27 protein-coding genes are annotated in these 23,119 nt (G+C 59.2%); 19 read left to right on the top strand and 8 right to left on the bottom strand.

Annotated elements, in window-relative coordinates; genetic code table 11:
* Positions 1-49 precede the first annotated feature (49 nt).
* Positions 50-1,171 (top strand): TerC family protein, encoded by a 1,122-nt coding sequence (locus tag QP990_RS03470; RefSeq protein WP_150851270.1) that lies wholly within the window; start codon positions 50-52, stop codon positions 1,169-1,171.
* Here QP990_RS03470 and QP990_RS03475 read toward each other — a convergent pair.
* Entirely contained in the window at positions 1,168-1,455 is a 288-nt protein-coding gene (locus QP990_RS03475; protein ID WP_204608652.1) for a YciI family protein, read from the bottom strand. The two genes, QP990_RS03470 and QP990_RS03475, sit on opposite strands and share 4 nt — an antisense overlap.
* Before the next feature lie 59 nt (positions 1,456-1,514).
* Here QP990_RS03475 and pgsA point away from each other — a divergent pair, with 59 nt between their 5' ends.
* The 4 genes from pgsA to QP990_RS03495 all read left to right on the top strand — a co-directional run bounded on the left by pgsA (position 1,515) and on the right by QP990_RS03495 (position 4,037).
* Positions 1,515-2,099, top strand: a complete 585-nt coding sequence (gene pgsA, locus QP990_RS03480; RefSeq protein WP_200435528.1) for a CDP-diacylglycerol--glycerol-3-phosphate 3-phosphatidyltransferase — start codon at positions 1,515-1,517, stop codon at positions 2,097-2,099.
* Between the two features lie 7 nt (positions 2,100-2,106).
* Entirely contained in the window at positions 2,107-2,604 is a 498-nt protein-coding gene (locus QP990_RS03485; RefSeq protein WP_200288942.1) for a CinA family protein, read from the top strand.
* A gap of 26 nt (positions 2,605-2,630) precedes the next feature.
* Positions 2,631-2,993 (top strand): helix-turn-helix domain-containing protein, encoded by a 363-nt coding sequence (locus QP990_RS03490; protein ID WP_023021356.1) that lies wholly within the window; start codon positions 2,631-2,633, stop codon positions 2,991-2,993.
* A gap of 183 nt (positions 2,994-3,176) precedes the next feature.
* The gene (locus QP990_RS03495; RefSeq protein WP_200288943.1) at positions 3,177-4,037 is read left to right on the top strand and encodes a PspA/IM30 family protein; all 861 of its coding nucleotides are present in this window, start codon (positions 3,177-3,179) and stop codon (positions 4,035-4,037) included.
* Positions 4,038-4,117: 80 nt separating this feature from the next.
* On the opposite strand, the gene QP990_RS03500 is transcribed toward QP990_RS03495, so the two are convergent.
* The 3 genes from QP990_RS03500 to QP990_RS03510 are packed head-to-tail and all read right to left on the bottom strand — an operon-like array spanning position 4,118 to position 6,005.
* Positions 4,118-4,738 carry an energy-coupling factor transporter transmembrane protein EcfT gene (locus tag QP990_RS03500; RefSeq protein WP_023021358.1) on the bottom strand — a complete coding sequence of 207 codons (621 nt, stop codon included), beginning with the start codon at positions 4,736-4,738 and terminating at the stop codon, positions 4,118-4,120.
* 11 nt (positions 4,739-4,749) lie between these two features.
* On the bottom strand, positions 4,750-5,442 hold the full coding sequence (locus QP990_RS03505) for an energy-coupling factor ABC transporter ATP-binding protein (RefSeq protein WP_284798453.1): 693 nt from the start codon (positions 5,440-5,442) through the stop codon (positions 4,750-4,752).
* Positions 5,442-6,005, bottom strand: a complete 564-nt coding sequence (locus tag QP990_RS03510) for a biotin transporter BioY (protein ID WP_023021360.1) — start codon at positions 6,003-6,005, stop codon at positions 5,442-5,444. The genes QP990_RS03505 and QP990_RS03510 overlap by 1 nt, the downstream gene beginning before the upstream one ends.
* 163 nt (positions 6,006-6,168) lie before the next feature.
* Here QP990_RS03510 and QP990_RS03515 point away from each other — a divergent pair, with 163 nt between their 5' ends.
* The 5 genes from QP990_RS03515 to QP990_RS03535 all read left to right on the top strand — a co-directional run bounded on the left by QP990_RS03515 (position 6,169) and on the right by QP990_RS03535 (position 10,612).
* Positions 6,169-6,384 carry a DUF3046 domain-containing protein gene (locus QP990_RS03515; protein WP_005325117.1) on the top strand — a complete coding sequence of 72 codons (216 nt, stop codon included), beginning with the start codon at positions 6,169-6,171 and terminating at the stop codon, positions 6,382-6,384.
* A gap of 182 nt (positions 6,385-6,566) precedes the next feature.
* A complete protein-coding gene (recA, locus tag QP990_RS03520; protein WP_239207603.1) occupies positions 6,567-7,703 on the top strand; it encodes a recombinase RecA in 1,137 nt (378 codons plus the stop codon).
* A gap of 48 nt (positions 7,704-7,751) precedes the next feature.
* Positions 7,752-8,354, top strand: a complete 603-nt coding sequence (recX, locus tag QP990_RS03525) for a recombination regulator RecX (RefSeq protein WP_284798455.1) — start codon at positions 7,752-7,754, stop codon at positions 8,352-8,354.
* Positions 8,355-8,399: 45 nt separating this feature from the next.
* Entirely contained in the window at positions 8,400-9,962 is a 1,563-nt protein-coding gene (miaB, locus tag QP990_RS03530; protein WP_239207604.1) for a tRNA (N6-isopentenyl adenosine(37)-C2)-methylthiotransferase MiaB, read from the top strand.
* Positions 9,963-9,985: 23 nt separating this feature from the next.
* The gene (locus tag QP990_RS03535) at positions 9,986-10,612 is read left to right on the top strand and encodes a hypothetical protein (RefSeq protein WP_239207605.1); all 627 of its coding nucleotides are present in this window, start codon (positions 9,986-9,988) and stop codon (positions 10,610-10,612) included.
* 14 nt (positions 10,613-10,626) lie between these two features.
* Here the strand turns inward: QP990_RS03535 and QP990_RS03540 are convergent, their stop codons facing one another.
* Positions 10,627-11,754 carry a GNAT family N-acetyltransferase gene (locus QP990_RS03540; protein ID WP_239207606.1) on the bottom strand — a complete coding sequence of 376 codons (1,128 nt, stop codon included), beginning with the start codon at positions 11,752-11,754 and terminating at the stop codon, positions 10,627-10,629.
* Complete coding sequence (locus QP990_RS03545) at positions 11,754-13,058, bottom strand: DUF349 domain-containing protein (protein ID WP_239207607.1); 1,305 nt, start codon at positions 13,056-13,058, stop codon at positions 11,754-11,756. Before QP990_RS03545 ends, QP990_RS03540 begins: the two co-directional genes overlap by 1 nt.
* A gap of 136 nt (positions 13,059-13,194) precedes the next feature.
* On the opposite strand from QP990_RS03545, the gene QP990_RS03550 reads away from it, so the two are divergent.
* The 3 genes from QP990_RS03550 to dapF are packed head-to-tail and all read left to right on the top strand — an operon-like array spanning position 13,195 to position 15,556.
* Positions 13,195-13,794: a hypothetical protein gene (locus QP990_RS03550; protein WP_200288947.1), complete on the top strand. Its 600-nt coding sequence runs from the start codon at positions 13,195-13,197 to the stop codon at positions 13,792-13,794.
* Entirely contained in the window at positions 13,794-14,690 is an 897-nt protein-coding gene (miaA, locus tag QP990_RS03555; RefSeq protein WP_239207608.1) for a tRNA (adenosine(37)-N6)-dimethylallyltransferase MiaA, read from the top strand. The genes QP990_RS03550 and miaA overlap by 1 nt, the downstream gene beginning before the upstream one ends.
* 5 nt (positions 14,691-14,695) lie before the next feature.
* On the top strand, positions 14,696-15,556 hold the full coding sequence (gene dapF, locus QP990_RS03560; RefSeq protein ID WP_239204174.1) for a diaminopimelate epimerase: 861 nt from the start codon (positions 14,696-14,698) through the stop codon (positions 15,554-15,556).
* Between the two features lie 23 nt (positions 15,557-15,579).
* Here dapF and QP990_RS03565 read toward each other — a convergent pair whose 3' ends face one another.
* Both QP990_RS03565 and QP990_RS03570 read right to left on the bottom strand, forming a co-directional pair.
* Entirely contained in the window at positions 15,580-16,185 is a 606-nt protein-coding gene (locus tag QP990_RS03565; protein WP_284798459.1) for a hypothetical protein, read from the bottom strand.
* Positions 16,186-16,220: 35 nt separating this feature from the next.
* On the bottom strand, positions 16,221-17,018 hold the full coding sequence (locus QP990_RS03570) for a hypothetical protein (RefSeq protein ID WP_239207610.1): 798 nt from the start codon (positions 17,016-17,018) through the stop codon (positions 16,221-16,223).
* A 75-nt stretch (positions 17,019-17,093) separates the two neighbouring features.
* On the opposite strand from QP990_RS03570, the gene hflX reads away from it, so the two are divergent.
* From hflX to QP990_RS03600, 6 genes are all read left to right on the top strand, one after another.
* Positions 17,094-18,587, top strand: coding sequence for a GTPase HflX (hflX, locus tag QP990_RS03575; RefSeq protein WP_023021372.1), 1,494 nt, complete (start codon positions 17,094-17,096; stop codon positions 18,585-18,587).
* Between the two features lie 30 nt (positions 18,588-18,617).
* Positions 18,618-19,898 carry a uracil-xanthine permease family protein gene (locus tag QP990_RS03580; protein WP_023021373.1) on the top strand — a complete coding sequence of 427 codons (1,281 nt, stop codon included), beginning with the start codon at positions 18,618-18,620 and terminating at the stop codon, positions 19,896-19,898.
* Between the two features lie 131 nt (positions 19,899-20,029).
* The gene (locus tag QP990_RS03585; RefSeq protein WP_284798462.1) at positions 20,030-21,016 is read left to right on the top strand and encodes an HNH endonuclease signature motif containing protein; all 987 of its coding nucleotides are present in this window, start codon (positions 20,030-20,032) and stop codon (positions 21,014-21,016) included.
* Positions 20,931-22,283, top strand: coding sequence for a recombinase family protein (locus QP990_RS03590; RefSeq protein ID WP_284798464.1), 1,353 nt, complete (start codon positions 20,931-20,933; stop codon positions 22,281-22,283). Before QP990_RS03585 ends, QP990_RS03590 begins: the two co-directional genes overlap by 86 nt.
* Positions 22,284-22,489: 206 nt before the next feature.
* Complete coding sequence (locus QP990_RS03595; RefSeq protein WP_284798465.1) at positions 22,490-22,723, top strand: hypothetical protein; 234 nt, start codon at positions 22,490-22,492, stop codon at positions 22,721-22,723.
* Between the two features lie 180 nt (positions 22,724-22,903).
* Complete coding sequence (locus tag QP990_RS03600; RefSeq protein ID WP_284798466.1) at positions 22,904-23,119, top strand: hypothetical protein; 216 nt, start codon at positions 22,904-22,906, stop codon at positions 23,117-23,119.

Raw genomic sequence — 23,119 nt, forward strand, 5'->3', positions numbered from 1 at the left:
GGGAGACCTCCGGTCACTTTGTTGTATCTTCGACCGGAGGGATGTACCAATGCATGTGCCATTGTGGATCTGGGCGATTTCCATCGTCGTCATTCTTGGATTCTTTGTTTTTGATTTCTACTCCCACGTGCGCACCCCGCACGAGCCGACGCTGAAGGAATCCGGGTTCTGGACCCTATTCTATGTCGGTATCGCTTTACTTTTTGGTGCCGGTGTGTGGGCCGTATGGGACCACGAGCACGGCATCCAATACCTCACGGGTTACGTGACAGAGAAGGCGCTATCCGTAGATAACCTCTTTGTTTTCGCGCTTATCATGGGCGCCTTCAAGATCCCGCGTAAGTACCAGCAAAAGGTATTGCTCATCGGTATCGTTATTGCCTTGGCATGCCGCCTGGTGTTTATCCTTTTGGGTGCTGCGGTCATCGCGGCATGGTCCGATATCTTCTACCTATTCGCGATATTTCTCATCTACACAGCGATCAAGCTCATCGTCGACGAGATTCGGGACGCCCCCGAAACCGATCCCAATGACATGGGCATCATCAAGCTGATCCGCAAGGTAGTCCACGTCACCCCGCGCTACCACGGCGATAAGCTTACGCACCGCGTGGAAGATTCTTCGGGCAAGCGTAAATTCGCGTTCACCCCGCTTTTTATTGCGTTGGTGTCCATCGGCCTTATCGACGTGATGTTTGCCTTCGACTCCATTCCGGCCATTTACGGTATTACCTCGGAAGCGTTCTTGGTCTTTACCACGAATGCTTTCTCCCTCATGGGATTGCGCCAGATGTATTTCCTGCTGGATGGCCTACTGGACCGCTTGGTGTACCTGCCCTATGGTTTGGGCATCATTTTGGGCTTCATCGGTGTAAAGCTCATGTTCCATGCGCTGCATGAGAATAACTTGCCGTTTGTCAACGGCGGCGAGAACGTGGAGTCGATCCCAGAATTTTCCACCATCACCTCACTTATCGTGATCGTGGGCGTCCTGGTTATTACGGTTATCGCCTCGATTATTAAAAACAAACGCGATGAGAACCAAGGCGGAGTACCGGTATCGCACAATCACTTCGACTGGGACGAGGAGGGCAATAAGATCGTCCGGAACAAGAAGGGCGAATTCTTGGGCAAGGCCGAAGACCTGCCCAAGGAAGAGCTACCACACTAGAAGCGGGCGTTTACGGGATTCCATTCGCGGAAGCTGCGGCCGGTGATGCAGCCGGCTTGGTAGAAGGGGTCTTTGTCCATGAGGGCGATGGCGTCGGCGACCACGGCGTCGTCGGCCAGCCCCACAATGATGAGTGCGCCGCCCTTGGAGTCCGTCAAGGGGCCGGTGGCAATGATGGTGCCCTCCTCAAAAAGTTGCGCGGTAAACTCGCGGTGCGCGGGGCGAGCCTTAGCAATCTCAGGATTATTGGGGTTGTAGTCGTAGCTAACAGCAAAATACTTCATGCTTCGCATTTTAAAATGCAGGGGCATCCAAGCGCAGGTGCTTGGTGCTAACAGGTAGTATGTATAACGTGAATCAACCCGGAACACAGTCAGCGCAATCCTCGGATGTGAATCCGCAGGTGTCCAATTGGAACCTGCCAAATATTCTCACCAGCCTGCGCATTCTTTTCATTCCGGTTTTCGCATGGCTGGTCATTGCCGGCCATGAATGGTGGGCTTTTGGCCTATTCACGGCCTTAATGCTCACAGATAAGCTCGACGGGGACATCGCACGTGCCCGTGGCCTTATCACCAATTTTGGCAAGATTGCTGATCCCATCGCGGACAAAGCGCTTATGACTACCGCACTGGTATGCCTCAACATCATCGGGGTGCTGCCAGTGTGGATTACCGTGGTCATTCTCATCCGTGAGTTCGGTATCACCATCTGGCGTATGGTGTTGTTGCGCCGCGGCAAGGTGGTACCTGCTTCGAAGGGCGGCAAACTGAAGACTGTATTGCAATCCTTGGCAGTCGGGCTGTATCTGTGGCCGTTGCCGGAGTGGATGAACGTTCCTACCTTCCTAGTGATGCTGTTGGCTGCAGTGGTGACCGTAGTTACCGGCGTCCAGTACCTCATTGACGGCAAGAAGCAGAATAGCTAGGTAGTTCATGAGCACCATGGCAACCCGCCTCGTGTCCGAGCTCACCGAGCGCGGCGAGACTTTGTCCTTTTGTGAGTCACTTACTGCTGGGTTGGCCAGCGCCACGGTCGCTTCTGTCCCTGGAGCTTCGGCTGTATTGCGCGGAGGGCTTATAACATATGCCACCGAGGTGAAATCCCACTTTTTGCACCAACCGGTAGCCGATATCGAAGCTGCCGGAGTGGTTTCTGGGGAGACCGCCCTTGCAATGGCCCGCGCAGCGGTGGCAGAAACCGCTGCGGACTGGGGAATAGGCCTTACCGGAGTGGCAGGACCAGACCTACAAGAAGGCAAGCCGGCGGGCACCGTATATATCGGCATCTATTCTCCTGGTAGAGTCGCTTTCTCCCAGCTGCTATCCGGTTTGGGCAAGGAGCGCAACGAAATTAGAGAGGCCACGGTCGCAGCCGCCTTTCGTCTACTGTGCGCAACTGTGGAAGAAAATCCGGCACTGCGGGAACAATAGCGAGACAAGGAGCGTTGACCATAGTGATGAACACTTCTACTGCAGTCCTCGAACACTCGGTAAACGGCGCTACTGCACCAGCGGCGCCCGCCACTGCTCGTACTCCTGAGCCGCTTTTGCGTGAGGCTCTTGGGTTGACGCTGCGCGCCTTCCGCGCGGACAAGGGAGTGACCCTGCGCGAATTGGCCGGGGTGGCCCGCGTGTCGCCGGGTTACCTTTCAGAGCTCGAACGCGGTCGCAAGGAGGTCTCCTCTGAGCTCCTTGCGTCTGTGTGCCACGCGCTAGATTGCTCGGTCTCTGACGTATTGATTGAAGCAGCCGGTTACATGGCCCTGCCCTCTATGGATGAGGAGCTAGCCCATACGGCACCTGCCGCATCAGAGCTCTAGCACACAGCGGTCTATGTCAACAGCCGGCCTATTCTCTCGCGAGGAGGGTCGGCTGTGGTGGTTAAGGGGGGCGTCGGCAAGCGCCCGCGACCGCGGGGAGTGCAAGCGGTGGAAACAGCGCTTCGCTAGTATAAACAGCAGAACATTACGCACATTTTTAACCTAGAAAGGTTGAAGCACACCATGGCGAACCCATTTGTTAAGGGCTGGAAGTACCTGATGGCACTCTTCGATAATAAGATCGAGGAAAACGCCGATCCGAAGGTGCAGATCGAGCAGGCTATTGAGGATGCTCAGCGCCAGCACCAGGAGCTGTCTCAGCAGGCGGCCGCCGTGATTGGTAACCAGCGTCAGCTGGAAATGCAGCTTAACCGCCGCTTGGCAGAGGTAGAAAAGCTGCAGGGCAATGCTCGCCAGGCTCTGGAATTGGCTGATCAGGCCCGTGCTAAGGGCGATGAAAATAAGGCCGTGGAGTACGAGAACGCGGCAGAGGCCTTCGCCGCCCAGCTGGTTACGGCTGAGGAGTCCGTGGAGGATACCAAGAAGCTGCACGACCAGGCACTACAGCAGGCAGAAAAGGCCAAGAATGCGGTTCAGCGTAATAACGCCGCGCTGCGCGAAAAGGTCAATGAGCGCTCCAAGCTGCTTTCCCAGCTGGAGCAGGCAAAAATGCAGGAAAAGGTCTCTGAGTCTTTGAACTCCATGAACGAGCTAACTGCCAATGGCAATACGCCGTCTCTGGATGCTGTGCGCGATAAGATTGAGCGCCGTTACTCCAAGGCGCTAGGCCAGGCCGAGCTTGCTGAGAACTCCGTGGAAAACCGCATGGCCGAGGTTCAGCAGGCGGGCATACAGATGGCCGGTCATTCCCGCTTGGAGCAGATTCGCAGTGAAATGAACTCCTCTAAGTCCGTGGAAGCCAATAAGGCTCAGGCCATTGAGGGCAATAAAGCTTCTGGCTCTGCTGCCGACAGCGCTGCCCAGCCAGGCAGTGCCAACAACGATGCTGTACAGGCCCGTCTGCGTGAGTTGCGTGGGGAGTAAAACCCTCGACTGTCTTTTAAAAAGTTATCGCCTCCCTTGGCCATCATTTGGTGGTGCAAGGGAGGCGATAACTTACGCTGCTAGTCACCGACGCCGCGGGCCTGCAACGCTTCCCCCATCGCGCGCGCTCGCCGGATGGAGCGAATAATAACGGGGGTGCCAAACGCCAGCGGGGACATCCCGGCACCGCGCGCTTTGCGGGCATCTAGGACTTCATAGACGGTTTCAAACATCAGCGGGATGAGCCGAATAGTCAGTGACATAGCCAAGCTGATGTTTTCTACCGGTATTCCTAGTCGCTTTAGGGGCTGCAGCGACTCTTCCAGCGACTCCATGATTTCATCTACCGTGGAGGTCAGCGTGAGCAAGAAGGCAGCCATCATAGCGGCGAAGACATTGAGGAACATCACCGCCGCATAGTCGAAGTCCTTTGCCCACCATTGAAAGCCTGCCAACGGGACTAGGAAAAAGAGAGGCGGCCAGATTTGACTCCACGCAATGCCCAGTGGGATCCGAGCGCAAGCATAAAGGATGACAACGAAGATGACCCCGCCTGCTGCCCACGGAATGGACTTGAAAAAGATGCTGGTAACAAGGATAAAGACTAAGAGGAATGCGATCTTCCAACTGGGTTTGATGCGATGAACAAAACTGGTGCCATCAACATAGACGGAAAGTGGGAGATTCGTGCGTCGTTGCATGACAATTCTCCCTACAGCGGCCGCTGGGCCATGAGGTCTTGGTAAAAATCTATGACCTCCGCCGGTCGGCCATCCGCGGCGATGCGGTGGTCATCGATGCAAATGACCCGATTAAAATCGCGCAGAAATTCCAGATCGTGCGTCACCACAATTAGTTGCTGTTCCAATCGCGCGAATTCTCTTTTGACTCGATCGCGGTTACGCAGATCCAGCAGGGTAGTGGGCTCATCAGCGATGATGAGAATCGGGTCGATGACCATGACCGCTGCCAGCGCGAGGAGCTGCTTTTGTCCGCCGGAGAGCGTATGCGGTGAGCGCTCAGCAAATTCGGCGAGTCCGAAGCGCTCGAGGGCAGCATCCACGCGGGCGAGGCGCTCGTGTTTGGGCAGCTTAAAACGGCGGAGCGAAAAGGCGACGTCATCGCGCACATTGGGCATGACAATCTGGTTTTCGGCATCCGAAAAGACAAAGCCCACCTTTTCGCGCACCTTTTTGCCCTGCTTGGCGACGTCCATCTGGTCCACCGTCACCGTACCGGCACTAGGCTCGCCCAACCCATTAATGAGCCTGGTCAAGGTGGATTTTCCGCCACCATTCTGGCCGATGATGCCAATGCGTTGTTCGGTGAGGGTGAGGTTAATGTCCTCGAGCACCACGGTATCATCAAAAGCTACCGAAACCGAGGAAAATTCGATCGTGGGCACTAGGCGGCCTTTCGTCCCATCAGATCGGGGAAGGCCGAGTGAACACCGAGAGCGATGATGACGGCAACGACAAGCTTTCCGGCATCGACAGGGATGAAGGGCAATTGGGCTGCGAAGGCTGGCCCAATTTCCAAGCCAGAGCGGATCATGAGACCAAAGGCGCCGCAGATGTATTGGACGGCAAGGCCGACAATGGCAGCAATGGCAAGTATGACCGCCATGCCACCCTTGTTCTTAGGGGAGCGGTAGGCAATTGCACCTGCAACCGCTGGCGAAAGAACATAGCCGATGATGTAGCCCGCGGTTGGGCCTGCCAAGGCACGCAGCGTGGTACCGCCACCTGCTAAAACTGGGAGGGCAAGGCCCAGGAACAAAAAGAGGAGTCCCACGTAACCGCCGCGCTTGCTACCCAAAATAAGGCCGGCGAGGATCAGCGCTGCGTTTTGCAACACGATGGGCACGCCGGCCGAACCGATGGGAATGGACACGAAGGCAAGGACGATGACGAGAGCGGTAAACACGGCAACATAGGCAATGGTCGTTGCCAGAGAGTTCTTTTTCATGTTCAAGAGGTTAGCACTGCATGAAAACTGCAGACAATTGAGGGTTTTGAACGGTGTTCATCTGAGGCTGATTATTGTGAGGTGGGGCCATTGCGGCGGGCTCCCAATCGACACTTTCTGGACCGCTGGCGCCCGTGCTTTAGTGCTGAGTAGGATGGCGCGCATGCGATTGACTGAGTATCACCAGCTCATTGTGGACGAATTTGGCGAGTCTAAGGGAAAGTGGATTAGTCACTCCCATGTCTTGCCCGACCTCGGGGCAACGCCCGATGAGCTTATCGAACGCGGCGTCGATCCGCGTCGCGTCTGGCTGAGCCTGTGCGATGACTTTGATGTACCGAAGGAGCGCAGGTTGGGGGTCGATTACCCTACTTTATAGCGCCGTCGAATTTGGCGGACTGGCGTGTTCACTTTCAAAATTCGAACAGATGTATGTAATATGGCGGAGGTGTCGATGCAGTCGTCTACAGTGGGATGGCGTTGACGGAGGGAACCGTTTGAGTTCCACGGCAGTCTAATAATGCGTTAGTACATCGTCGTTAAAGATAAGGATGAAAGTTAATGGCAACCAAAAAGAAGTCTTCTTCTGCCACCTCTAAGGGAGATGACCGCCAAAAGGCCCTCGATGCCGCAATGGCCATGATTGAGAAGGATTACGGCAAAGGCGCTGTGATGCGCCTGGGTGATGACAACCGCCCACCGATTAAGGCCATTTCTTCCGGTAATACCGCAATCGATGTTGCTCTGGGTATTGGTGGTTTCCCGCGCGGGCGCATCGTAGAAATTTATGGCCCGGAGTCTTCTGGTAAGACCACTGTTGCGCTGCACGCCATTGCATCTGCACAAAAGGACGGCGGCATTGCCGCGTTTATTGACGCCGAGCACGCGCTCGACCCGCAGTATGCTCGCCTGCTTGGCGTGGATACCGATAACCTTTTGGTTTCCCAGCCAGATACCGGCGAACAGGCCTTGGAGATCGCCGATATGCTGGTACGCTCTGGCGCAATTGACATCATTGTCGTTGACTCCGTTGCTGCACTTACCCCGAAGGCGGAAATTGAAGGTGAAATGGGCGATAGCCACGTCGGCCTCCAGGCCCGCCTGATGTCGCAGGCGCTGCGCAAGATGACCGGTGCCCTGTACAACTCCGGTACCACCGCTATCTTCATTAACCAGCTGCGCGAAAAGATTGGCGTGATGTTCGGCTCGCCAGAGACCACCACCGGTGGTAAGGCGCTCAAGTTCTACTCTTCCGTGCGCTGCGATATCCGCCGCATCCAGACCTTAAAAGATGGCCAGGATGCCATCGGTAACCGCACCAAGCTCAAGGTAGTAAAAAACAAGGTCTCGCCACCATTTAAGATTGCCGAGTTCGACATCATGTATGGCGAAGGCATCTCTCGCGAGTCGTCCATCATCGACCTTGGCGTCGAAAACGGCTTCATCCGCAAGTCCGGGTCCTGGTTTACCTACGAAGGCGACCAGCTGGGCCAGGGTAAGGAGAAGGCGCGTAATTTCCTGAAGGATAATCCGGACCTTGCCAATGAAATCGAGCAGAAGATTTTCCAGAAGCTTGGCATCGGCGAGGCTGCGGCCGAGGGTGAAGAGGCTGCCGCGATGGATGTTCCTGGCGCCGATGACCCATTGACCGATGAGTCCGTTGATCTCGTTCCAAACGTCGATTTTGACGACGACTAGAATCGTCTAACCCGCACCCGCACACCGCGTACCATTTGAATCTGCATCATGAATCAGCCCGCCCCCGAAAAGCTCGCCCAACTCCGTCAGGCCCTCGAGGCCTATGAGAATGGAGCAGCTGGGGGCGGGCTTTTTGATCGAGAGGCAGAGGAAGCCAAGGCCAAGGTCCGCTCTCGGGCGCTGGGCCTTTTGGATCAGCGTTCTAGGTCCCGGAAAGAGCTCTATGATCGTCTGGTAAAGGCCGAGTTTGAGCCAGATGTCGTTGAGGACGTGCTAGATGATTTAGCCCACGCGGGGCTGGTGAATGACGCAGCCTTTGCACACGAGTGGGTGCGCCAACGGCATAAGCGGCGCGGCAAGTCCAGCTCGGTTCTCAACAGGGAATTGCGGGAAAAGGGCGTGAGCGAGGCCGACCGTGCTGAGGCCCTCGAGCAAATTGACCCTGCCGATGAACAAGCCATGGCGCAGGCCCTTGCGGAAAAGAAGGCTCGCTCCATTAAGACTGTCCCGCCGGATCGCAAGGAGCGCGACAAGGTCCTACGCCGCATCGTGGGTGTGCTGGCACGCCGCGGCTTCAATGAAGGAATGTCATTGCAGATCGCAATCGCAGCGCTTGACGCGCGGTGCGCGGAACTGCGCGCAGAGGACTGATACGGCCGAGGAAGGGTAGCGCCGGAATGGCCAAGTCCGGCAGTTATGAGATGCCTAACTACATGGCTAAACTATGCCGACGTGGAGCAGACAATCGCAGATACCCGTACTTATGAAGTCCGAACCTTCGGATGCCAGATGAATGTGCATGATTCCGAGCGCATCTCCGGCCTCTTGGAGGAGGCAGGCTACTCGGCCGCCGGCGAAGGTGTAGAGCCAGACCTTATCGTCTTTAATACCTGCGCCGTGCGTGAGAATGCCGATAAGCGGCTCTATGGCACCTTGGGCGCTTTGAAGAAAACCAAGGAAAACCACCCAGGCATGCAGATTGCCGTGGGTGGGTGCCTGGCGCAAAAGGACAAAGACACCGTCCTTGATAATGCCCCGTGGGTCGATGCCGTCTTTGGCACCCACAACATGGCGGCTCTTCCGACCCTGCTAGAGCGCGCTCGCCACAACGATGAAGCCCAAGTGGAGATTGTCGATTCCCTCGAGGCGTTCCCGTCCGTCTTGCCGGCCAAGCGTGAGTCTGCCTATGCCGGCTGGGTTTCTGTCTCTGTAGGCTGCAATAACACCTGCACCTTCTGCATCGTTCCTTCCCTGCGCGGTAAAGAAGAGGACCGTCGGCCCGGCGATATCTTGGCCGAGGTTAAAGCCTTGGTGGACCAGGGCGTATCCGAGGTCACCCTGCTGGGGCAAAACGTCAATGCTTATGGCGTCAATTTCGCCGATCCCGATATGCCACGCGACCGTTTCGCCTTTTCTAAGCTGCTGCGCGAGGTCGGCAAGATCGAAGGCCTTGAACGCCTGCGCTTTACCTCCCCGCACCCGGCGGAGTTTACTTCCGACGTCATCGATGCCATGGCCGAGACCCCGGCTGTGTGCCCGCAGTTGCATATGCCCCTGCAGTCTGGCTCCGACAAGGTCCTGAAGGACATGCGCCGTTCCTACCGCACCAAGAAATTCCTGCGGATTTTGGATGAAGTGCGGGACAAGATTCCGCACGCCGCAATCACGACCGATATCATCGTGGGCTTCCCAGGCGAGACCGAGGAAGACTTCCAAGACACCATGGAGCTTGTGCGCCGCGCTCGCTTTGCCTCGGCCTTTACCTTCCAGTATTCGCCGCGTCCGGGAACCCCGGCTGCGGAAATGGAGGACCAGATTCCCAAGGAAGTCGTCCAGGATCGTTTCGAACGTCTCGTTGCCCTGCAAGATAGCATTCAGGCAGAGGAAAACAAGAAGCTCATCGGCACGGATGTGGAGCTTTTGGTGCAGGCCGAAGGCGGCCGCAAAAACGATGAAACCCACCGCATGACCGGCCGTGCGCGCGATGGCCGCCTGGTGCATTTCGCCCCGGTTGATTCGGATGGCACGGATATTTCGGCGGAGATTCGCCCTGGCGATGTGGTGCATACCCAGGTCACCGGTGCGGGCTCCTTCTTCTTGCTTGCCGACGCCGCCGTTACCTCCCACACCCGTACCAAGGCCGGGGACATGTCTGCTGCCGGCGAAACGCCTACCACCGCACCCATCGGCGTCGGTCTGGGATTGCCGTCGATTGGCAAGCCCGCGGCGGCCGAATCTGGCGATTCCTGCGGTTGCTAGCAGGGGGAGTAGGCTAGGGAGCCATGACTGAGGAACATTCGACCACCGCAGCCCATAATGCAGCTAACGCCGAGCGTAGAGCAGCACAAACAATGGACCTCGGCGGTCACAAGGTCACGCTGTGCATTGCAGTGGTGGCCTATCTCCTCTACCTGATTTTGCCCTACGCCGGTCCAGCCCACGGTTGGGAGGCATTGACGTTCGGCACCACGTCAAGTGGTGTCAGGATTTCCATCATGGAAACCGTCTCTGCGTGGCTCGCGCTCATTGGGTTGGGCATTCTTACTCCGGTGACATTGTTCACCCGCCGCGCCACGCCTGGGCTGGTTGCATGGATGCTGGTGACGGTGTCCTTTTTTGCCAACCTATGGGGCTTCTGGTTCCGTGGTTCTACCGCCGACGGGGCGTCGCTGGGAATGTGGGTCGGAATGCTGGCTACTTTCCTAGCATTTCTGGCCTATAGCATGGTGGCGCTGCGCCGCAGCCCAGAGCAGAAGGCCGCCGAAGCCCGTGTGCGCGCCACCGCCGGACAGCTCGATGCGGTGGGCGAATTCCAATCCAGGATTGACGCAGTACCGCAGCACGAGCCACTGGAGGACAATCGCCGCAAGCAAGCCGCCGAACGCCACCGCGCCCAGCGCGGCGAGTAGTAGTCCTACCGCCACTAGTCTCCCAGCCGCAACTCCCACGCAGAAGAGCGGGAGAGTTCCCGGGCACCCAGGCTACGGTAAATGGCATTCATGGCCGCGTCCTTGGCGGCAACGGAACAATAGCAGCGTCGCACCCGCGGCCAATAGCCTGCCACCTCATGCAGCGCTGTGAGCTTGGCTAGCTGTGCAAGTCCGCGGCGGCGGTGCGGGCGATCGGTCACAGTCAGGGTCCACTCACATACCTCAGGATTCGCGTCCTCGTGCCGCGCCATTTCGGTCAGCGCGAGAATGCTCCCGTCCTCGGCGGTGAGTGCGATAAGAAGCGTGTGCCCGCGACGAGAGCGCAGGCGGCTGTGCGCTTCGCGCAATCGAGCACGCGTCCACACAATGGGCTCCACCGTCAGATCACCAGTTTCCGCATCTGTGGACGCTAGGCTAAGCAGGCGCATGACCTCGTCGAGGTAGCCCTCAGGGATGTCGTAATCCGGCCAGACTCGGGCGGTGATTCCCGCCGGGAGCAGTGCTGCGACAGGGCTTTCGGGGATGTCCATTACCAGCTGGTGCTCCGCATGCCTTTGCGTAAATCCCAACTCGCGGTAGATGGTGCCCATAGCGTCGTAGTCTGGGTCCGCGCCCGGCGGGTGCAATAGCCCCACGTGAGCTACGGTGCGGCCGAGTTTCTGGGCCAGCTCCAGCGCCTTTGTCCCCATCCACTCGGCTACTTTGCGCCCCTCCTCATCGAGCTGTTCGCCAGGGAGGGGCAAATCGCACAGCACGCACTCAATCTCTGCTGCCTCGCGCTCTTCTAAAAGCGGCAGGCTAATGTGGATGAACCCGAGGAAATCCAGCTCCGGGCTGGGTTCTATTGCGGGAATCTGTGGCAGTCCCAGCTCAGAAACCTCACCAAGAGTGGAGTCGCCGTCCACTACAGCAAAAAGATGGGTCTGTGATTCGCTAGAACCCTGCAGGCGCTGGACCACGCGGCCCGGCGACGTCGATGCCGCGGCATCACCGCTTGCTTCTTGGGCCGCCAAGTTGGCCCAAAAGACGAAGCTGCGAATGCAGTCCGCAGGTTCGCTGGGCCGGGCGTGGGCGGTAGGCGAGTGCGGCCGCGGTGGCCGAGCAATGTGGACGAGGTGCACTACTTATCGTTGACGGCGTTAGCGGCGGCGTCGGCAAAAGCCTGCCACTGCTCGGCCTGTGCGCGCAGATCAGCGGCCTTTTTCGCATTGCCCTTGGCCTCAGCTGCCTCGGCCTGAGAGTTAAACTCATCGACCTTAGCCTGGAACTGCGCCACGCGTGCTTGCGCCTCAGGGTCGGTGCGGCGCCACTCGGACTTTTCAGCCTCGGTGACGCGCTGCTCCAACGCCTCAATCTTGGACTCGTACTCGCGTACTTGCTTGCGGGGAACGAACCCTACCTCTTCCCACTTTTCCTGCAGCTCGCGCAGCTTGGCTTTCGCACCCTCGATGCTCTTGGACGGGTCGATCTGGCCGTCGTATTCCGCAATCAAGGCGTCCTTGGCCTTGGCATTTTCTGCAAACTCGCGGTCGCGCTCGTCATTGACGGCATTGCGGGCATTGAAGAACTTGTCCTGGGCGGCGCGGAAGCGGGCCCAAAGCTTATCGTCCACGTCGCGCGGGGCGCGGCCGGCGGCCTTCCACTCGGTCATCAAATCGCGGTAGGCGCGGGCGGTGGGGCCCCACTCGGTGGAATCCTGGATGGCCTCGGCACGCTCGACGAGTTCTTCCTTCTTCTTGCGGGCAACCGCACGGGCGCGGTCCAGCTCGGCAAAGTGGGAGCCCCGACGGCGGTTGAAGGAGTCGCGGGCGCGGGAGTAGCGCTTCCACAGGGCATCGTCGGTCTTGCGATCAATGCCCTTAATCTGCTTCCACTCTTCCAAGATGGCGCGGATGCGGTCACCGGCGGCCTTCCATTCGGTGGAGTTTTCGGCAATCTCTTCTGCTTCCGCCGCCAGCTTCTCCTTGGCAGCAATAGCTTCCTCGCGGCGACGCTCCTTATCGGCCTGCGCCTGCTCGCCGGCTTCTACCGAGTGTTCAATCACCGCGCTAAGGCGCCGATCCAAGGCAGCGATGTCTCCGATGACCGAAGCAGTAGCTAGGGTTTCGCGCAACTGCGCTGCGGTCTTTTTAATGCCGACGGCCTCATCAGGATTGGCGCGTAGGCGTGCCTCGAGCAGCTCGATTTCGGTAGATAGATCGTCATAACGCGCGCCGTAGTGCTTAAGGCCCTCCTCGGGGGTACCGGCTTTCCACTCGCCGATCTTGCGTTCGCCCTCTGGAGCAGAAACGAAGACGGAACCATCTGCGTCGACCCGGCCCCACTTGGCCGGGTCATTGTTGCGTGGGGCCTGAACGGGAACAGGCTTTGCGGTGGGGCGAGGGCCCTTTTTGGGCATGGAACCTGGGGTAGGGATGGGAGACATGACAAGCCCTCCTATGCATAGATCGCCGCGCGTCACGGCTGCCGGATAAAATCATTGGATACATTACCGCGAATATCTCGCGCGCGCCCAGATTCTATTTAATTACCTCCACTTGGGTAGATAGTATGGAGAAATAATGTTCAATCTCATGGTAATGCCAGCCTCACCAGCGCTGGCCGTGGAGCTTTCCGCTCATGACGCTGCCTCTCGTGCACTGCTCGCCGCTGCTCGCTCCCTTGCGGTGGAGGCTGCCGCGGCCGGTATCACAGCCGTGGATATCGTTGGCAGCCAAGACCAGCGCTGGTATACCGCCCATACCGGCAGTTTACAGGCCTGGGGAGCAGCCACGGACCTGGGCGGCGGCAATTTTTTGCCCGAGATAATGGCGCGCTACGTACTACACAGCGTGCCGCAGCTTAGCGTCCGCGGTAGTCGGGAGGCTATCGGCCAGCCGGATCCAGCGGCGCTGACCATCGTCGTGGCAGATGGCAGTGCAGGCCTAACCGAGCGCGCCCCTTTGGCGCTTGTTCCAGACGCCCAGGCGGCGCACGAGTGGTGCGAGGAGGTGCTGATGGGGGCGTCGGCAAGCAGGGCAGGTGAGTGGCTTTCCCAGCGCGGCGTCATAGAACCCGCACTGTGGGAGGAATTGGCGGGCTTGCGGCCAAAGAAAGCGCAGCTTTTGGCCACCGATGCCACCTTGGGCGTTGGCCGCTATGTCGCAGGATGGGAGGTCTAATGCACCCGATTGCAGTCTTTGGTCCCACCGCCTCCGGAAAATCTGCCTTAGGTCTGGCGCTTGCGCATGAACTAGACGGAGAGGTGGTCAACGTCGATTCCATGCAGTTATATCGCGGCATGGATATTGGCACCGCCAAGCTCACCCCGGCCGAGCGCGAGGGGATCCCGCACCATCAGCTCGATGTGTGGGAGGTGACCGAGACCGCTTCCGTGGCGCGCTACCAGCGCGATGCTATCGCGGACGTGGAAGGTATCATGGACCGCGGCAAAACGCCTATTCTGGTCGGTGGCTCCATGCTCTATGCCCAAGCGCTTGTCGACGACTGGCAGTTCCCACCCACCGACCCCGCCGTTCGTGCCAAGTACGAGGCACGGCGCGTGGAAATCGGTACCGATGCCCTGCATGAGGAGCTGGCGCAGGTGGATCCGGCCGCAGCCGCCATTATCGAGGATAAGGATCCGCGCCGTACCGTCCGCGCGCTCGAGGTCATTGAACTAACCGGCAAGCCCTTTAAAGCCAGCCAGCCGCCGAAGGATGCCCCGCCGCGGTGGGGAACCCGCCTCTTGGGGCTGCGCACCACCGCGGACTGGTTGAATCCGCGCATTGAACTGCGCACGCGCCAGATGTTTGCACGTGGGCTCATCGAGGAAGTGGAGAATCTCCAAGGACAAGGCTTGGTGGCTGATTCCACCGCTGGCCGCGCCATCGGCTATGCCCAGGTATTTCAAGCCCAGCGCGGCGAACTCACGTGGGATGAGGCTGTAGAGCGCACCATTACCGGGACGCGGCGGTATGTGCGCCGTCAGCGCTCCTGGTTCAACCGCGATAAGCGCATTACATGGCTGGATGCTGCAGGCGATACGGCCGCCCAGGCGTTGCGCGCGCTAGGGTAGGGAACATGAAATTTGCCAAGGGTCATGGAACTGAAAATGACTTCGTCATCGTGGAAGACCACGCGGCTGCCACGCCGCTTAGTCCCGAGCGCGTAGCGGCGCTGTGCGATCGTCGCGCCGGTATCGGAGGCGATGGTTTGCTGCGCGTCGTGCGCGCCGATGCTTTGCTCGCAGCAGGTGAAATCGCCGAACTGGCCGAGGGCATTGCGCCCTATGATTGGTTCATGGATTACCGCAACGCCGATGGCTCCGTGGCCGAAATGTGCGGCAACGGCACCCGCGTATTCGCCCACTGGCTGCGCTCGCGCGGCCTAGTGGACGAAGATAAGTTCACCATCGGCACTCGGGCGGGCGCCAAGCTCGTTACTGTCCATTCGTGTGATGCACACGCGGCCGAGGTCACGGTGGAGATGGGCCCGGCCGAAGTAATTGGCGTGTCCACCGCATCCATGGCGGGGGAAAAATATGCCGGTTTGGGCGTAGACATGGGAAATCCCCACCTGGCGGCCGTGTTGCCGGGGCTGGAGGCTAAGGAGCTCGCGGCAAAGACGCTGGAGCAACCCGTTGTCGATGCGGCTTTCTTCCCGGATGGCGTAAACGTCGAGCTGGTGACTCCACTGTGCGACGGCCACGTGCACATGCGTGTCTTCGAGCGCGGAGTAGGAGAGACTCGCTCCTGCGGCACCGGCACTGTGGCGGCAGCGACCGCCGCGCTTGCCGACGCCGCCGTTGACCACACCAGCACCCCCCACGGCACCGTGCACGTACACGTACCGGGCGGGGAAGTTATCGTCGATATTTACGAGGGCGGCTCGCGCTTGACCGGACCTTCCGCGATCGTCGCTACCGGCGAGACCTCGCTGTAGACCGCCTCGTGTCTGGCTAGTGTTTAGGCGCTGCGCCCTTCGCCTTCCTCGAAGGCTTGCTCTTCGAGTTCTTGGCGGCGCAGCGCGCGATTTTCTACTTCGTTCTTTTCATACTTCGGCCCGAGCGCGAAGGCAGCACGGCGGGCAGACAACCACGTTTCTTTCAGTTCGCGGGCGCGCTCATCGGTGACCCTGAGCAAAGATTCCAACTCGTTGGTGCTAATTTCTTCCGCATTAACGCGCAAGTTCAACCGACGCAGGAACCGCCGGACGCCGGAAAGCTCGTAATGGAAGGCTTGGATGGTGGGGTCGGAACAATCCAAATCTAAAAGCGCCGGCCGGTAGAGCGTGCGGTCCGCCATTTTTTCGGCGGCCGCGGAGGAGCGGAAGTCCTCGTATTCCGCCAGGACGTCTTCGATGTCTTCCGCCGAAAGGCGAATAGAACTGCGCAGTGCTGCCTGCTCCGAGGCATCCGGCCGGGTATGCAGCATAAGCAGTGCCGCCGCGATGAGCAGCGCTGCAATGAAAACCCCGGGGACTTTCAGGGTTGCCACAACCGCCACTGATCCCACCAGGATCAGCACGAGAACCATTACCCGCCGGTTCCTCGCATTTTCAGGGAAGGGCATCCACACAGCTATTTCACCAGGCCTTTATGTCCGTTCTAGTGGCCGCCGCAGCCGCAGCCACCGGAGCCACAACCGCAGCCAGCGCCATCGCCGCAACCGCCGCTGGGCAGCTCAATAGACGCCGTAAGCATCGCGGTACCGGCCACGATAGAGTCCTTCGCCGGCAGCTCGCCGGCTCCCACTGGCAGGCAGAGATCGAAGGGGAATAGGCCATCCATGACGAAGTGAGCGAATTTCTCCCCGGTCAGCTCGTTGGTGCGCCACTCAGATTCCATGACGCGTGCGGCAAAGGAGGCGGCAGGGGTCGGGACCTTGGCACCGGAGCCGGAGGAAATAACCTTGGCCCCCGCGGATTCGAAGAGCGCGGGGAACTCGCCCTCGGCCGCCTCATAGGCAGCGGCGGAATCGTAGGTGCGCACATCCAGCCCCATGGCGGTTAGGGAAATTTGCTGCCACTGCTGTAAGGGTTCGTCGACAAGCAAAGGCCCCTGCGCCAGGTTTGCGGTGGCCTGGGCGATGGTGGTGCCGAAAGGATCGATGATTTCCAGCAGGGCCAGGACATCGTTGACCATCTCCACGTGGGCAAACCCTTGCGTGACGGCATCGAAGCCGATGAAGGTGGCAAAAGGCTCTACCGCGAGGATATTAAGCTGCGCGCCCGACGGATCGGTGAACTGAATGAGCTGGCCACCGCGCACCTCACCGGTAACGGCTAAGCGGTCGCTGGCGATGGCCGCCTCGACCGCATCCTGCCAGCGCTCGAAATTGAGGCCAATGGCCTGCATCTCGGTATTCTGCTTCACCCCAGTGTCCTTAACGTTCATGCCCGCCATTGTATCGCCTTGTCCACCCAGCTAAGAATCCGAAATTCCCGCTTTCGGCCGCAACATGCAAAAATGAAAGGTAGTATGACCGAATTTTCCCAGCATAATAACGACGATCTCCTCGCCCGCGCCTTTCGCGATAACGACGCCCCGGCCACGCCGGAGGCGACGCCCACCACCGGTGACCTCGATCTGGCAGAGCGCAATGCCTTCCGCCGCGTTACCCGTGAGACCACCATCCGCGCCGAGGACACTACCGATGGCTACGAGGTGGAGTACCGAAAGCTGCGCCTCGAGCGAGTCATTTTGGTCGGCGTGTGGACCGAAGGCACCGTGGCCGAAGTGGAAGCCACCATGGACGAGCTGGCCGCGCTTACCGAAACCGCCGGCGCCGAAGTAGTGGAGATGATTTACCAAAAGCGCGATAAGCCGGACTCCGGCACCTACATCGGCTCCGGCAAGGTGAAGGAATTGCGCGATATCGTCGAGGCCACCGGTGCCGATACCGTGGTCTGCGATGGTGAGCTTAACCCCGGCCAGCTCACCGCACTCGAGCGTGCGCTTAACACCAAGGTCATTGACCGCACCATGCTCATCCTTGACATCTTTGCCCAGCATGCGAAATCAAAAGAGGGTAAGGCCCAAGTCTCATTGGCGCAGTTGGAATACCTGTATACGCATACCCGTGGTTGGGGTGGCAACCTCTCGCGCCAAGCAGGCGGCCGCGCTGGTTCCAACGGCGGCGTGGGCCTGCGTGGTCCCGGTGAGACCAAAATTGAGACAGACCGTCGACGTATCCGCACGGAGATGGCCCGCCTGCGCAAGGAACTGCGCGCCATGAAGACCGCACGTGAAGTAAAGCGCTCCAAGCGCCAACGCTCAACCATTGCGCAGATAGCTATTGCGGGCTACACCAATGCCGGAAAGTCCTCCCTCATTAACGCCATGACCGGCGCCGGGGTATTGGTGGAAGACGCGCTCTTTGCCACATTGGACCCCACCACTCGCCGTGCCACGCTTGCCGACGGCCGCCAGGTCGTCTTCACCGATACCGTCGGCTTCGTCCGCCACCTGCCCACGCAGCTGGTCGAGGCCTTTAAATCCACCCTGGAAGAGGTACTAGCCGCCGATATTATGCTGCACGTGGTCGATGGCTCAGACCCGTTCCCACTAAAACAGATTGAGGCGGTCAATCAGGTCATCTATGACATCGTCTCTGAGACAGGGGAGCAGGCCCCGCCCGAAATTATCGTGATCAATAAGATCGACCAGGCCGATCCGCTGGTGCTTGCTGAGCTGCGCCACGTCCTTGACCATGAGGACGTCGTCTATGTATCTGCCCGTACCGGTGAGGGAATCGACGAGCTTACCGCGCGTGTGGAACTCTTCCTCAACTCCCGCGATAGTCACGTTAAGCTGCAGGTTCCCTTCACGCGCGGGGATGTGGTGGCACGCGTGCACGCCGAGGGCACGGTGCGCCACGAGGAGTATACGGCCGATGGCACGCTTGTCGACGTCCGCCTTCCCTCACCCACCGCCCGTGAACTCGCTGAATTCATCGTGGAGGAAGTTTCCTAAACCAGCTCCGGTGATCCATAATTAAGGCTCGTGAGCTTAAAAGGTTGGACCGTCCACGGAGACGGTAAAAAGATTGCCCCAGGCGCGGTGGTGGCGCCGGAAGAACGACTCAGCTGGGGCCGCACCATCGGCATCGGTATGCAGCACGTGGTGGCCATGTTCGGAGCTACGCTTTTGGTTCCCACCTTGACCGGATTCCCCGTCAATACGACGCTGCTCTTTTCCGGCCTCGGCACAATTTTGTTCCTGCTTATCACGCGCAACCGGTTGCCGTCCTACCTCGGCTCCTCGTTCGCGTTCATCGCACCTCTTTCGGCGTCGCAGCAGTACGGCATCGCCGCGCAGGCCGGCTCCATTTTGGTTACTGGCCTTGTCCTTGCCGCGGTGGGCGTCGCCGTAAAGTTCGCCGGTCGCCGCGTGTTGGACGCCGTCATGCCACCGGCCGTAACCGGTGCGATTGTGGCACTTATCGGCCTGAACTTGGCGCCGAATGCGGCCGAGAACTTCGCCTCTCAGCCGCTCGTGGCGGCAGTGACGCTGCTGGTAATCCTGCTGGCCACCGTCGCCGGCCGCGGCATGGTCTCGCGCCTGTCCATTCTCCTCGGCGTGGTCGTGGGCTGGATTTTCGCCGCTCTCACCGGCAACCTCGGCGATGACGCCGTCGCGGCCATTGATGCCGCCCCGTGGGTGGGCCTGCCGCAATTCCACGCACCTTCCTTCAACGTCTCCGCCATTGCCGTCGCGCTTCCCGTGCTGGTGGTCCTCATCGCGGAAAACGTCGGCCATGTCAAGGCCGTTTCCGAGATGACAAAGCGCGATCTCGATGACTTGGCCGGTGACGCCCTTATCGCCGATGGCCTCGCATCTACCCTCGCTGGCGGCTTCGGCGGCTCTGGCACCACGACCTATGCTGAAAATATTGGAGTGATGGCCGCTACCCGCGTCTATTCCACCGCCGCGTACTGGGTAGCAGCATTTACCGCCATCCTTCTGGCTTTCGTGCCGAAGTTTGGCGCGCTGATTTTCACCATTCCTACCGGCGTTCTTGGTGGGGCCTGCATCGTGCTTTACGGGCTCATCGGCATGTTGGGTGTGCGCATTTGGATGGACAATAAGGTCAATTTCAACAACCCGGTTAACCTGACCGCGGCCGCAGTGGCGCTCATCGCGGGTATCGGCAACCTGACTCTCAGCGTTGGTGGGGTTTCCCTGGAAGGCATCGCGTGGGGTTCAGTGGGCATTATCGTCGCCTATCCGATCATGAAGAAGCTATACGATTCCGTCGGCGAAGGCCACGCCGCCAAGTACTAATTTTTCTGCTGTGGATAGTTGCCCGCCGCGCGCCCGCGGCGGGCTATGTTGTTGACGGGGCAACGCGGGTTATCCACACCGCTCTTGTGCCTGGCTCGCATGGGCTTGCGCAGGCTGTTTAACTCAGCGGCATGACCGCATTGGACGCATACTTAGACGCCATGAGCGCCGGAATGGATATCGTCGCCGCCGCTCAAGGGCTCAGTGATCGCGAGCTCATCGCGCAAGGTGCTTCCGACATTGCCGCGCGTGACCTGCTACGACTGTGCGATACTTACTTTGGCAAGTGCGGCTTTTCTGCCAAACAGCGAGCAGCGCGACAGACTACTCATTCCCTCGACGTGCTGCTGCTCATTGAAAAATACGCCCTGCGCTTGCCGACGCAGCGAGATGCCTGGACCCTACGCTGCGAACTGTGTGCCTTTCGTGGCAGTGCTACAGCACTAGAAAAGCGTGCTCGGGCCTTAGTCCGCGAGCTGCGCCCGCGCCGCACACCGGAAAAAGGCGTGCGCATTACCCGTCGTTCCGGCGGCCCGTGGTCGCTGACCATTACTGGGGATTCAGCCGATGTAGCAGATATGCACGCCGCATTGGATGCCAATAAGCCGCTGGAATCTGCCAAAGACCTCTTTTTCGGGAAAGCGAATGCAGCACGCACGACGGTAACGACACAGGTAGTGCTCACCCTCGATGAGCTCGACCGAATAGTCGACGGTGGGGGCGAAGAAATTACCCTGCAGTTGACCAATGGCGCTCAAATGACGGGAGCGGAGCTCGTGGCGCGGACACTAAGCGATCACGGCTATGTCACACTCGTTCACCCGCACGAGGGGCCGGTAAACCTCTATCGAACCTCGCGGCTAGCCAACGACAAGCAGCGGCTGATGGCGGCTGCGCTAAACCCGGTGTGCCCGTGGGAGAGCTGTAATTTTCCCGCGGATGAATGCCAGGTCCACCACCTGAAGGCGTGGAAGCACGGCGGTGAGACTAACGCTGCGAACCTTGTGGGTGAATTGGTGTACAACTATCTATATGACCACAAAGACCACCCCTACCGCGCTGCCCGCCGGTATCTACGTGCGCATTTCCCTAGACAAGCACGACGGCGCCGGTGTTGAGCGCCAAGAAGAAATGTGCCGTAAATTGGCCGCCGAGCACGGCCTTGAGGTCTCCCGCGTATATTCCGATAACTCAATTTCGGCCTACTCAGGGAAAGACCGCCCCGGCTTCATTAACCTTTTAGCCGACGTTAAAGCACGCAAGATAGGCGCGGTGCTATCGTTCGCACCCGACCGGATTAGCCGCAATGTGGGTGAGTACGAACTATTCAAGGCCACGCTTAAGAACACGCATTGCCGCCTTATCTACGTCAATGGCGGCGAGCAAGCCCTAGACGACCCCAACGCCGACCTTATTAGCACCATGTTGTCGGGTGTGAGCCAGTGGGAAAGTGCGATTAAGTCCACCCGTGTAGCCGCGGCCTTTGCACAGCACCGCAGCCGTGGGGACTATCCCACCAAGCCCAACCGGCTGTTTGGATACACCCGCAGCGGTGAGCCTCACCCCACCGAGGCGGCCCTTGTACGTGACGCGGCAACCCGTATCTTGGCAGGGGAGTCACTACGTCGCATTGCCCGTGAATGGGAGGACAAGGGCGTTACCACAACCAGCGGCGGGCGCCCCAATGCACAGAACTTACGTAAGAGCTTGCTAACGCCAACAATGGGTGGGTTCACGCATTACGGGTTAAAGAAAAAGGATTACACCGCCGCCGAGTGGGAGAAGTTGAGCGCGTGGGACAAGCTCGGAATCATTGGCCGCGGCAATTGGGAGCCGGTGCTCGACCCCGAGGTATGGCAGGCGTTGTGGGCACATCTGACCAACCCGGCTCGCACGACCAACCGTGTAGGCAACGCCCCGCAACACTTGCTTAGCGGAATTGCGCTGTGTGGCAAGTGTGGCGCGCCCATGTCCTGCCGTAAAAAGTGGTACAAGAAAAAAGGCGAGGGACAGCCCAAGCGTGTCTATTGGTGCAAGGGACGCGGTGGCGGGCACCCAACCCGTATAGCCGAGCCGCTGGAGCGCTATATAACCGACCTTGTGCTTGCCCGCCTGTCGGCAAGCGACATTGTGGGCGAGCTTGCCGCCGGTGTGGATACAGATCGCCGCGCCGAGCTGACCACGACACGCGATATGGTGCGAGGCCGTATAGCTGACCTTGAGCAACAAGCCACGCTAGGAAACGTGGGCATGGATCAGTTTGGCCGTATGAACAAAGCGTTAACAGACCAGCTCGAGGCTATCGACGCCGAGCTTGTAGAGCTGGCAGGCGCGGGCGGTGTCTTATCCGAGGTCGCCGGGGTTGCCGATGTTCGAGCATGGTAGGTTACAGCCACACTCGAGCTAAAGCGCGAACTTATCCGAGCGCTAATGACCATCACCATAGAGCACACCGGCGGCCCGCAATCTAAGTTCAATCCAAAGTTTGTCACCGTAGATTGGAAGGTGTAGCCATGGCCTCTCGCGTACTGAAAATTAAATGTAAGTGTCGGCCTACGCCACAAGGGGCGCCTCGACCGGTATCCAACCTCATGTGGCTTAAGCGCGGTGCCCATGACAATCGCGGGGGCGGGGGCACGTTCACCATGGCGGTGCGCAACGCTGTGGTTGTTGAGACCACAACTACCGGGGCATTCCCGTGGACGATTGAAACGCAGCGTATTCAGTGCACCAAGTGCCAGCGCGTGCACGTCATTGATAGCGAGCAACTAGCCGCATGGTGGGGCGATTATCTCAACGGGGGCACCCCCTCGGTTGAGCTTTAAGCGCCTATCGCCTATACTTAAAGCACAACTTGATCGGCGTGGTCCACTAAACGAGCCAACCCCACCTTGGAGAGTGGGTAAACGGTATTCACCACACTAAGCCGCGGGGAGCCTCCATACCCTGCCTAAACGGTGGCCTAACAACCTTTCTTCCGGGAAAGGCCTGAAAGGTATGCCGACATGGCCCCCAAAGAATCACAAGCTATTCAACGCCGGATTGGACGCCTCAACGCGCAAAAGCGTTGGCACCCCGGCGCCGACACCACCGCCTTAGAGCAAGACCTTGCCGCGTGCCGTATCAGTGAATACGCCCACAAGGTCATGGCCGAGGCACCTGCCCTCACCCAAGCTCACATTGACGATGTAGCCGCCATTTTGTCCAAGGTAGGTGCATAG

It is taken from the genome of Corynebacterium sp. MSK071 (assembly GCF_030232125.1).
GTDB classification, from domain to species: Bacteria; Actinomycetota; Actinomycetes; order Mycobacteriales; family Mycobacteriaceae; genus Corynebacterium; species Corynebacterium kefirresidentii.